This window comes from Mycolicibacter algericus DSM 45454, assembly GCF_002086455.1.
Taxonomy (GTDB): Bacteria; Actinomycetota; Actinomycetes; order Mycobacteriales; family Mycobacteriaceae; genus Mycobacterium; species Mycobacterium algericum.
Genome location: NZ_MVHC01000006.1, coordinates 212,296 through 222,818, shown reverse-complemented (window position 1 = coordinate 222,818; position 10,523 = coordinate 212,296). Strand labels below are relative to the sequence as shown.

Here is a 10,523-nt window from a genome sequence, read left to right as displayed (position 1 = left end):
GGCCCAGGTCGCGGGCCCGGGCGGGGGATGGGGGCGGACGAACCGCTGTCGATGGTCATCGCTGTCGTCACCTAACCCTTCGCGGTCAACCCGCGCATCTGCCGCGCACCGCGGCGCCTTCGATCTACCTAGAAGTATCCAAGAGTATTCAAGCAGTTAACCGCCGCGCTGTACCGGCAACTCGGCGGCGACCGGGCGGATCGGCGTTTGGCGGGTATTCTTGCGCGGTTGAGGAGGGGCCATGTCGACAGGAAATGTCATCGCGGCGCTGCTCGCGCTGTGCGCCGCGCTGGCGTCCGCGATCGGAGACGTGATCCGTCAGCGGTCCGCCCAGGAGATCACCGACCAGCAGGTCGGGCATCTACAGCTGTTCTGGTTGTCGCTGCGCGACGCGCGCTGGTGGGGCGGCGGAGCCGCGGCGGTGGCCAATTACGCGCTACAGGCGTTGGCGTTGGCGGTGGGTTCAGTGATCCTGGTGACCGGTCTGCAGGTGACCGCGCTGTTGTTCGCATTGCCGATGTACGCCTGGTTGACCCACCGCCGGGTCACCAACTGGGAGTGGATGTGGGCGGTGCTGCTGGCCGCGGCACTGGCGGTGGTGGTGATCGTCGGCGACCCGACCGAGGGCAAACAGCACGCGCCGGCGCGCACCTGGATCGCGGTGTCGGTGGTGGTGGTCACGTTGTTGCTGGCCTGCGCGGTGGCCGCCCGCAGACTCCGGGGCCGGCCGGCCGCCGCGGTGCTGCTGGCCGTGGTGGCCGGTACCTCGCTGGCGGTGTTCGCATTGCTGACGAAAGTGCTCGTGGAGCTGATCAAAGCCGAGGGTCTGGAAGACGCGCTGGAGTCGCCCGTGGTGGTGCCCTGGCTGGCCGCGACGCTGGCCGGGATGATCTTCCAGCAATCGGCGTTCCGGGCCGGCGCCTTGACGGCATCGATGCCGACGATGATCGTGGCCAAACCCCTGGTGGCCAGTGCGCTGGGCGTGCTGCTGCTCAACGAGCACATTCAGGCCGGCGGGGTCGAGGACGCCGCGGTGATCATCGGGGTGGTGCTGATCGTCATCGCGACGGCGGCGTTGGCCCGGGGCGAGGCCGCCACCATCGTCGCTGATGCCGGAGGCGCAGACCGGGAGACACCGGTGGCGTCACCGACGAGCTAGCCGGGGTCTCGTGCTGGGACCGATCGCGATCATCCCGTCGGCGCCGGTTCTGGTGCCCGAACTGGCCGGTAGCGCCCCGGAGGCCGCCGAACTGCGGGCCGCGGTGCTGGCGGCCGCCGAGGCGTTGCCGCCGCGCTGGGTGGCCCTGGGCGCCGGCGCCGAGGGGGCATGGGGGCCCGACAGCGCCGGCAATTTCGCCGGATACGGGACCGAGATCACCGTAGGGCTGTCGCCCGGTGCCGCCCGGTTGGCCGACCTGCCGCTGTGCGCCCTGGTCGCAGGGTGGATCAGCGCCCAGCTGCGCCCGGACGGCGAGGTGGCGGTGCAGGCCTACACCGACCCGGATGCGGCGTTGGCCGCCGGGAGGCGGCTGCGCGCCGAGATCGAGCAGTCGGACGAGCCGATCGGTGTGCTGGTGCTGGCCGACGGGGCCAACACCTTGACCGCGGCGGCCCCCGGCGGACATCACCCCGCCGACGTCGACGTCCAGCGTGCCCTCGACGACGCGCTGGCCGGCGGCGATGTAGCCGGCCTGGTGGGGTTGCCGCCGCAGGTCGTCGGCCGGGCGGCGTTCGCGGCACTGGCCGGGCTGGTCGGGCACCGGCCGCGTTCCGTCACGCAGCTCTACCGCGACGCCCCCTACGGGGTGGGCTACTTCGTCGGAGTCTGGGAGCCGTGAGGCCGATCGCGGTCGTCGGGCCGACCGGCACCGGCAAGTCGCAGCTCGCGCTGGAACTGGCCGAAGGCCTGGAAAAGTCGGGGAGATCAGCTGAAATCGTGAACGCCGACGCCATGCAGCTCTACCGGGGCATGGACATCGGCACCGCCAAGCTGTCGCCGGGGGAGCGACGCGGCATCCCGCACCACCAGCTCGACGTCCTCGATGTCACCGCGACCGCGACGGTCGCCCGCTACCAGCAGGCCGCCGCCGCGGATGTCGAGGCGATCATGAACCGCGGCGCGGTACCAATCATCGTCGGGGGATCGATGCTCTACCTGCAGGCGCTGCTCGACGACTGGTCCTTTCCCGCCACCGACCCCGCGGTGCGGGCCCGCTACGAGCAGCGGCTCGCCGACATCGGAGTGGCCGCGCTGCATGCCGAACTGGCCGCCGCCGACCCGGCTGCGGCGACGGCGATCCTGCCCACCGACGGCAGGCGCATCGTGCGGGCACTCGAAGTCGTGGCGCTGACCGGCCGGCCCTTCGCCGCGTCTGCGCCCACCATCGGCGTCCCCCGCTGGGACACCGCGATCATCGGATTGGACTGCGACACCGTGCTTCTCGACGAACGGCTGGCCGCCCGGACCGCGACGATGTTCGACTGCGGCCTGGTGGCCGAGGTGGTGGGGCTGCTGAAGGCCGGGTTGCGCGACGGGGTCACCGCCGCCCGAGCGCTGGGCTACGCCCAGGTGATCGCCGACCTCGATGCGGGCGGCAACGGTGACGGCGCCCGCGAGCCGACCTTCATCGGGACCCGCCGCTACGTGCGCCGACAGCGGTCCTGGTTCCGCCGCGACCACCGCATCGAATGGTTGGACGGCGCCGCCGGCGGACTGCTCGACGCGGCGCTGGCCGCGTGGCGGCACGTATCCTGAGCACATGCTTTTCGCCAAGGGCCACGGCACCCAGAACGACTTCGTCGTGTTGCCGGACCTAGGGGTGGAACTGGACCTGACGGCCGCCGCGGTGAGCGCGCTGTGTGACCGGCGCCGCGGCCTGGGCGCCGACGGTGTGTTGCGCGTCACCACGGCCGGGGCCGCGGTCACCGCCGGCGTGCTCGACCAGCTTCCCGAGGGGGTGTCGGCCGGCGACTGGTTCATGGACTACCGCAACGCCGACGGCTCGGTGGCCGAGATGTGCGGCAACGGGATCCGGGTCTTCGCCCACTACCTGCGCGCCGCCGGCCTGGAATCGGCCGACGAGTTCGTGGTCGGCTCGCTGGCCGGGCCGCGGCCGATCACCGTGCACCACGCCGACGACGTGCGGGCCGAGGTCACCGTCGACATGGGCAAGGCCAACACGCTGGGTCCGGGCGAGGCGGTGGTGGGCGGGCGGCGATTCGCCGGGCTCGCCGTCGACGTGGGCAATCCGCATCTGGCGTGCGTGGATCCGGCACTGTCGGCGGCCGAGCTGGCCGCGCTGGATGTGGCCGCACCGGTCAGTTTCGACCGCGGGCAGTTCCCGAACGGGGTGAACGTCGAAGTCCTGACCGCCGCCCGTGACGGCGCGGTGTCGATGCGGGTGCATGAGCGCGGGGTCGGGGAGACCCGGTCATGCGGGACCGGCACGGTGGCCGCCGCGGTGGCCGCACTGGCCGACGCCGGCGCGTCGACCGGCACACTGCGGGTCGACATCCCGGGCGGGCAGGTCCGCGTCATCGTCACCGAGGCGACCAGTTATCTGCGCGGCCCGTCGGAGCTGGTGGCCCGCGGCGACATCGCGGCGGGGTGGTGGTCGGCGCAGTGAGTCATCCCGAGCTTCCCAGCACCGGTGAACTGGCCCTCGACGACCGCACGGCGCTGCGCCGGGTCGCGGGGTTGTCCACCGAACTCGCCGACGTCTCCGAGGTCGAATACCGCCAACTGCGCCTCGAACGGGTGGTGCTGGTCGGGGTGTGGACCGAGGGCAGTGCCGCCGAGGCCGACGCCAGCATGGTGGAGTTGGCCGCGCTGGCCGAGACCGCCGGCTCGCAGGTGCTCGAGGGCCTGATCCAGCGCCGCGACCGGCCCGACCCGTCCACCTACATCGGCTCCGGCAAGGCCGTCGAGTTGCGTGAGGTGGTCTTGGCCACCGGCGCCGACACCGTCATCTGTGACGGCGAGCTGTCCCCGGCGCAGCTGACCGCGCTGGAGAAGGCGGTCAAGGTCAAGGTGATCGACCGCACCGCGCTGATCCTGGACATCTTCGCCCAGCACGCCACCAGCGCCGAGGGCAAAGCCCAGGTGGCGCTGGCGCAGATGGCCTACATGCTGCCGCGGCTGCGCGGCTGGGGCGAGTCGATGTCACGGCAGGCCGGCGGCCGGGCCGGCGGCAGCGGCGGCGGGGTGGGCTTGCGCGGCCCCGGTGAGACCAAGATCGAAACCGACCGGCGACGCATCCGGGAGCGGATGGCCAAGTTGCGCCGCGAAATCAAGGCGATGAAGCAGGTGCGCGACACCCAGCGCAGCCGGCGCCTGCACAGCGACGTTCCCTCCGTCGCGATCGTGGGCTACACCAACGCCGGCAAGTCCAGTCTGCTCAACGCGCTGACCGGCGCCGGGGTGCTGGTGCAGGACGCATTGTTCGCCACACTCGAGCCCACCACGCGCCGTGGTCTTTTCGAGGACGACAGGCCCTTCGTACTCACCGACACCGTCGGATTCGTACGGCATCTGCCCACCCAGTTGGTGGAGGCGTTCCGGTCCACGCTGGAGGAGGTCGCCGACGCCGACCTGTTGCTGCATGTGGTCGACGGCGCCGATCCCGCGCCGCTGGCCCAGATCAGCGCGGTGCGCCAGGTGATCTCCGAGGTGATCGCCGAGCGGGACGCCAAGCCTGCGCCGGAAGTGTTGGTAGTCAACAAGATCGACGCCGCCGGGGACCTGGCGCTGGCCCAGTTGCGTCGCGCGCTGCCCGACGCGGTGTTCGTCTCGGCTCACACCGGCGACGGTATCGAGTCGCTGCGCCGCCGGATGGGGCAGTTGGTGGCGCCGGCCGACACTGCTGTGGACGTGGTCATCCCTTACGAGCGTGGCGATTTGGTGGCCCGGGTGCATGAACAGGGCCGGCTCACCCAAGCCGAGCACGGCGAGGGCGGCACCCGCATCCGGGCGCGGGTACCGGCGGCGCTGGCCGCCAGCCTGCGAGAATTCGGCCAGGCGTAGCAGCCGCGCGCGGCGTGTGATCGGTCACAGAAGTTTCGGGCTGCGCGCACCGGTGCGCTAGGGTCACAACCAACGCTGGCGTCAAAGGACGCCGGTACGTCGTGGAACGCTTACACGCCACCCATATCCGGTGGACGGTGCGTCCAGCACAAGCTCTTCTCGCGGCGATCGATTTTGCCCACCGGCAATCTCGCCACTTTGCGCCGCCAGTCACCCGACCTCGTCGTCATGGCTCGAGCAGCGCAACCGATGCCGGAAAGGCACCGCACTCAATGACTAAATCTGTTGCATCCTTTGACTCCCTCGGCGTGCCCGCCCCGCTGGTGGCCGCGCTGCACGACAACGAGATCACCGCGCCGTTTCCGATCCAGATCCATACCCTGCCCGACACGCTGGCCGGACGCGACGTGCTGGGTCGCGGAAAGACGGGCAGCGGCAAGACGCTGGCGTTCTCAATTCCGTTGGTAGCTGGGCTGGCCGACGTCAAGCGGCGCCCGAACCGGCCGTCGGGCCTGGTGCTCGCGCCCACCCGGGAGTTGGCCACCCAGATCACCGCGACGGTCAAACCGCTTGCGGCGGCTTACGGCTTGAAGGTCACCACCATCTTCGGCGGGGTGGCGCAGAGCCGGCAGGAGACGGCGCTGCGCGGCGGCGTCGACATCGTGGTGGCCTGCCCGGGGCGCCTCGAAGACTTGATGAAGCAGAAGCTGATCAGCCTGGACGCCGTGCAGATCACCGTGCTCGACGAAGCCGACCACATGGCCGACCTCGGATTCCTGCCGGGCGTCACGCGGATTCTGGCCGCTACGCCGGCCACCGGTCAGCGGCTGCTGTTCTCGGCGACCCTCGACAACGGAGTGGACAAGCTGGTGCGGCGCTTCCTGCACGATCCGGTGTCGCATGAGGTCGACGACGGCCGGGCAGCGCCGCCGCCGGCCATGACGCATCACGTGTTTCACGTCGCGGGGGCGCAGGACAAGAAGGATCTGGTGCACCGGTTGGCGTCCGGCACCGGTCGCCGAATCCTGTTCATGCGGACCAAACATCAGGCCCGCAAGCTCGCCAAGCAACTGACCGAGTCCGGCATCCCGTCAGTGGACCTGCACGGCAACCTGTCTCAGCCCGCGCGGGACCGCAATCTGGCCGCGTTCAGCACCGGGGCGGCTCGGGTGCTGGTGGCCACCGACATCGCTGCGCGCGGCGTGCACGTCGATGAGGTGCAGCTGGTGGTCCACGTCGACCCGCCGGCCGAACACAAGGCCTATCTGCACCGCTCGGGCCGCACCGCACGCGCCGGCAACGCCGGCGACGTGGTCACCGTGGTGTTGCCCGAACAGCGCAGGGACACCCAGGTACTGCTGCGCCGGGCCGGGATCACCGTCGCCCCGCAACAGGTCGGCGTCGACTCGATGCCGGTGCAAGCGTTGGTCGGCGACGTCGCCCCGTTGCAGATGCCCGCCCCCAAGGCGGCCCCGCCGCCGCGCCCCGCTTCGCCGAAGAACCGCGGATCGGGCGGCGCCCGTCGACGTCGCGCCGCGGCGCCGGGAGCCGCCCAGCGACCGGCACGGCGGGGCGGGGCGCGCCGTACCGGGGCGGACGCGCGGTAATCCGCACCGGAGACGTCCAAGCGAAGTGGCCGGCTAGCGGGCCTCTGACCTCCCAACCATCCGGTTGGTCTATTGTCGTCGGAAAGTTTCCGTCGATCTCGGAGGTCAGGCGATGAGCGCCGCAGTCAAGTACCAGCGAACCCTGTTCGAGCCCGAGCACGAGCTGTTCCGGGAGTCCTACCGGGGGTTTCTGGACCGCCACGTCGCGCCGCACCACGAGGAGTGGGAGAAGGCCAAGATCGTCGACCGCGGCGTCTGGCTCGAAGCCGGCAAGCAGGGCTTTTTGGGCATGGCGGTGCCAGAGGAGTACGGCGGCGGCGGCAACCCCGACTTCCGCTACAACACGATCATCACCGAAGAGACCACCGCCGGTCGCTACAGCGGCATCGGTTTCAGCCTGCACAACGACGTCTGTGCCCCCTACCTGCTGGAGTTGTGCAACGAGGAGCAGAAGCAGCGCTGGCTGCCCAAGTTCTGCACCGGTGAGCTGATCACGGCGATCGCGATGACCGAGCCAGGCACCGGCAGTGACCTCCAAGGCATCAAGACCCGGGCGGTCAAGCAGGGCGACCACTACGTGCTCAACGGGTCCAAGACCTTCATCACCAACGGCATCCACTCCGACCTGGTGATCGTGGTCGCCCAGACCGACCCGGAGAAGGGCGCCCAGGGCTTTTCCCTGTTGGTGGTGGAGCGCGGCATGGCGGGCTTCGAGCGCGGCCGCCACCTGGACAAGGTCGGGCTGGACGCCCAGGACACCGCCGAGCTGTCGTTCACCGACGTGCATGTGCCGGTGGAGAACCTGCTGGGCCAGGAGGGTATGGGCTTCATCTACCTGATGCAGAATCTGCCGCAGGAGCGGATCTCCATCGCGATCATGGCCGCCGCGGCGATGGAGGCCACGCTGGAGCAGACGATCACCTACACCAAGGAGCGCAAGGCGTTCGGCAAACCGATCGGCAGCTTCCAGAACAGCCGGTTCCTGCTCGCCGAGCTGGCCACCGAGTCCACCGTGGTGCGGATGATGGTCGACGAGTTCATCCGGTTGCACCTGGACAAGCAGCTGACGGTGGAACAGGCCGCGATGGCCAAGTGGTACAGCACCGAGAAGCAGGTCCACTTGATCGACCGCTGCCTGCAGTTGCATGGCGGCTACGGCTACATGCGCGAATATCCGATCGCGCGGGCCTACCTGGATGCGCGGGTGCAGACCATCTACGGCGGCACCACCGAGATCATGAAAGAGATCATCGGCCGCAGCCTGGGCGTCTGATTCTTACAGACGGGGCCCTGACCTGCGTGTTCAGCCGTGGGCGGGGCCTCGTCGTCGCTATGCGGGTCGGCAACTTTTCGGCATCGGGTGGGTATCTGTTTCCGCAATATCGATGACTTCGCTTCGCAATACGGGTCGATTGCGGGAAAGTTTGTGCCGGAACATTTGCGTCGATTGCGGTGCCTGGGAGGGCTGGTGACTAGTCGGAAAGATCGGTTCGGCAAGATGGCGGTGCGCATGGCGCTCGGCCTCGCGGCGACGGTCACCGTGCTGTTGTCGATGCAGACCGCGGCGGCAACGCCCGACAGTGAGGCTCACGACGCCATCACGGCGGCATGGCAGGCGGCCGGAGGTGACGGCTCGCCGCTGGGGCCGCCCAAGGGCGACGTGCATCCGGCCGGTGTCGGCTTCGCGCAGGACTTCGCCGGCGGCACGATCTTCTTCACACCGGAGACCGGGGCCAAGGCGCTGTTCGGCGCGATCCTCGAGAAGTACGAGTCGATGGGTGGGGCGGCGACCAGCGGCCTGGGGTTCCCCAGCAGCGATGAGGTGCCGGGGCTGGTGCCCGACAGCCGGGTGGCCATCTTGTCCGGTGCCGACAACCCGGTGATCTACTGGACGGCCGAACACGGCGCCCATGTGGTGCGCGGCCCGATGAATGCGGCCTGGGACAAGCTGGGCAGCTCCACCGGAGCGCTGGGCGTGCCGGTCGACGACGAGAACTACGACGGCGCGGTGGTGACCCAGAAGTTCAGCGCCGGTGCGCTGTCCTTCGACGGCGCGACTCGGACGTTCACCACGGTGCCGCCGGAGTTGGCGGCCCAGCTGGCCGATCTGCAGGTTCAGCTCGATCCGACCGCGGCCATCGACCAGGCGTGGCGCGCCACGGGCGGCGCATCGGGCTCGCTCGGGGCCAAGCAGGGCGACCAGTACGTGGTCGGCAGCGACGGAGCGGGCCAGGATTTCGTCCGGGGCAAGGTCTACTTCGCCCCGGCCACCGGGGCCTACGCGTTGGACGGCGACGTCCTGGCCAAGTACGAGTCGCTGGGCGGCCCGACCGGCAGCGATCTGGGCTTCCCGATCACCGGCACGGCTGACGGTGCCATCGCCGGGAGCAAGTTCGCGTCGTTCGCCGCCGACGACGACCCGGTGATCTTCTTCAGCCCCGACAACGGCGCCTTCGTGGTGCGCAGTGCGATGAAGGCGGCCTGGGACAAGCTCGATGGTGCTTCAGGAAAGCTCGGCGCCCCGGTGGGCGACCAGACCGTCGACGGAGACGTGGTCTCGCAGAAGTTCACCGGCGGGACGGTGTCGTGGAACCAGGCGAACAACGCCTTCAGCACCGAGCCGGCCGATCTCGCGCCGGCGCTGGCGGGCCTGCAGATCCCCGGCATGAACCTGCCGAACGGCAGCACGGCGACCACGACCGGTACCGGCACCGAGACGCACTGGAACTGGTTGTGGGTGCTGATCCCGGTCGCGGTGCTGGCGGTGCTGGGGGCGCTGGCGGGCGCGGCGATGTGGTGGCAGCGGCGCCGGCCGGCTCCGTCGTCCGCACGCCCGCCGGTCGCGGTGCCCGCGCCGGTCAGTGACGACTACGACGACGATGACGAGCAGTGGGCGCACCATGAACAGCTGGACCACGAGGGCACCGTCCGGCTGCCGAGCCGCTACGGCCGCTCGTCGTCGTTCGGTGCGGCGCCCGAGGCCGAGGCGCTCGGTCAGCCGCTACCGGAGGCGCCCTGGCTGCGCTACGGCGAGGCCGAGGCCGACAACGAGCCGGACGACGATGACGACGCCGACACCGCGCCGACGCGGGTGGTGACCGAGGAGGACCTGGGAACCGGTCGGCACGCGGTGGGGCACGGGGCGTCGGCCACCGACTCGGGCGCCTTCGGATCCTCGACGCCGTCACGTGGCTTCGGCTCCGGCCAGCGCAGCTTCGGGGCCGGGGAGTCGGCGCATCCGGTGATGCACCTGCCGCTGGACGACCCCTACCAGCAGCCGGACGGCTACCCGATCAAGGCGAACATCGGCTCGGGGCTCTACTACACGCCGCAGAATGCGCTGTACGACGACACGCTGGCCGAGATCTGGTTCGCCACCGAGGAGGCGGCCCGGCTCAACGGGTTCACCAGGGCCGGCTGATCACCGCAGCGGCAGGGGCGTGTGCTCGTCACTGTCGGTGCGGGGCCCGAAGATCCGTCGCTGATCCTCGGTGATGGCGACGTCGTCGATGCTGGACTCGCGGCGGCTCATCCGGCCGTCGTCGGCGAACTCCCACAGTTCGTTGCCGTAGCTGCGCCACCACTGGCCGGTCGCGTCACGGCTTTCGTACTGGTAGCGCACCGCGATTCGGTTGTCGTGGTGGCACCACAGCTCCTTGCGCAGCGCGTAGTCGCGTTCACGGGCCCACTTGCGCCGCAGGAACGCGACGATCTCGGCGCGCCCGGTGACGAACTCGTCTCGGTTACGCCAGACCGAGTCGTCGGTGTAGGCCTGCGCCACCCGTTCAGGGTCGCGGGTGTTCCAGGCGTCTTCGGCGGCTCGGACCTTACGGCGCGCCGACTCCGCATCGAAAGGTGGGCACGGGCCGAACATGGTGATCTCCCTCGGTGAT

General features: G+C 70.1%; 9 protein-coding genes. 8 read left to right on the top strand and 1 reads right to left on the bottom strand.

Features of this window, described 5'->3' with window-relative positions; all coding sequences use genetic code 11:
- Nucleotides 1-241: 241 nt before the first annotated feature.
- The 8 genes from BST10_RS08990 (at nucleotide 242) to BST10_RS08960 (ending at nucleotide 10,051) form a co-directional block, all read left to right on the top strand.
- Nucleotides 242-1,159 carry a DMT family transporter gene (locus BST10_RS08990; protein WP_109559456.1) on the top strand — a complete coding sequence of 306 codons (918 nt, stop codon included), beginning with the start codon at nucleotides 242-244 and terminating at the stop codon, nucleotides 1,157-1,159.
- A gap of 10 nt (nucleotides 1,160-1,169) precedes the next feature.
- The gene (locus tag BST10_RS22435; protein WP_109559455.1) at nucleotides 1,170-1,838 is read left to right on the top strand and encodes a class III extradiol ring-cleavage dioxygenase family protein; all 669 of its coding nucleotides are present in this window, start codon (nucleotides 1,170-1,172) and stop codon (nucleotides 1,836-1,838) included.
- Nucleotides 1,835-2,755 carry a tRNA (adenosine(37)-N6)-dimethylallyltransferase MiaA gene (miaA, locus tag BST10_RS08985; RefSeq protein ID WP_083037472.1) on the top strand — a complete coding sequence of 307 codons (921 nt, stop codon included), beginning with the start codon at nucleotides 1,835-1,837 and terminating at the stop codon, nucleotides 2,753-2,755. Before BST10_RS22435 ends, miaA begins: the two co-directional genes overlap by 4 nt.
- A gap of 4 nt (nucleotides 2,756-2,759) precedes the next feature.
- Nucleotides 2,760-3,626 carry a diaminopimelate epimerase gene (dapF, locus tag BST10_RS08980; protein WP_083037471.1) on the top strand — a complete coding sequence of 289 codons (867 nt, stop codon included), beginning with the start codon at nucleotides 2,760-2,762 and terminating at the stop codon, nucleotides 3,624-3,626.
- Nucleotides 3,623-5,023 carry a GTPase HflX gene (hflX, locus tag BST10_RS08975; RefSeq protein WP_083037494.1) on the top strand — a complete coding sequence of 467 codons (1,401 nt, stop codon included), beginning with the start codon at nucleotides 3,623-3,625 and terminating at the stop codon, nucleotides 5,021-5,023. Before dapF ends, hflX begins: the two co-directional genes overlap by 4 nt.
- Before the next feature lie 272 nt (nucleotides 5,024-5,295).
- Nucleotides 5,296-6,630 carry a DEAD/DEAH box helicase gene (locus BST10_RS08970; protein ID WP_083037470.1) on the top strand — a complete coding sequence of 445 codons (1,335 nt, stop codon included), beginning with the start codon at nucleotides 5,296-5,298 and terminating at the stop codon, nucleotides 6,628-6,630.
- 112 nt (nucleotides 6,631-6,742) lie between these two features.
- Nucleotides 6,743-7,903 (top strand): acyl-CoA dehydrogenase family protein, encoded by a 1,161-nt coding sequence (locus BST10_RS08965; protein WP_013829395.1) that lies wholly within the window; start codon nucleotides 6,743-6,745, stop codon nucleotides 7,901-7,903.
- Nucleotides 7,904-8,098: 195 nt separating this feature from the next.
- Nucleotides 8,099-10,051 (top strand): LGFP repeat-containing protein, encoded by a 1,953-nt coding sequence (locus BST10_RS08960; RefSeq protein WP_371869121.1) that lies wholly within the window; start codon nucleotides 8,099-8,101, stop codon nucleotides 10,049-10,051.
- Here BST10_RS08960 and BST10_RS08955 read toward each other — a convergent pair whose 3' ends face one another.
- A complete protein-coding gene (locus BST10_RS08955) occupies nucleotides 10,052-10,504 on the bottom strand; it encodes a nuclear transport factor 2 family protein (RefSeq protein WP_013829393.1) in 453 nt (150 codons plus the stop codon).
- Nucleotides 10,505-10,523 lie beyond the last annotated feature (19 nt).

Excerpts from the sequence above, each read along its gene's own strand:
- BST10_RS08990 (WP_109559456.1), top strand. The coding sequence starts at position 242 with ATGTCGACAGGAAATGTCATCGCGGCGCTGCTCGCGCTGTGCGCCGCG.
- BST10_RS08970 (WP_083037470.1), top strand. The coding sequence starts at position 5,296 with ATGACTAAATCTGTTGCATCCTTTGACTCCCTCGGCGTGCCCGCCCCG.
- BST10_RS08965 (WP_013829395.1), top strand. The coding sequence starts at position 6,743 with ATGAGCGCCGCAGTCAAGTACCAGCGAACCCTGTTCGAGCCCGAGCAC.
- dapF (WP_083037471.1), top strand. The coding sequence starts at position 2,760 with ATGCTTTTCGCCAAGGGCCACGGCACCCAGAACGACTTCGTCGTGTTG.
- BST10_RS08955 (WP_013829393.1), bottom strand. The coding sequence starts at position 10,504 with ATGTTCGGCCCGTGCCCACCTTTCGATGCGGAGTCGGCGCGCCGTAAG.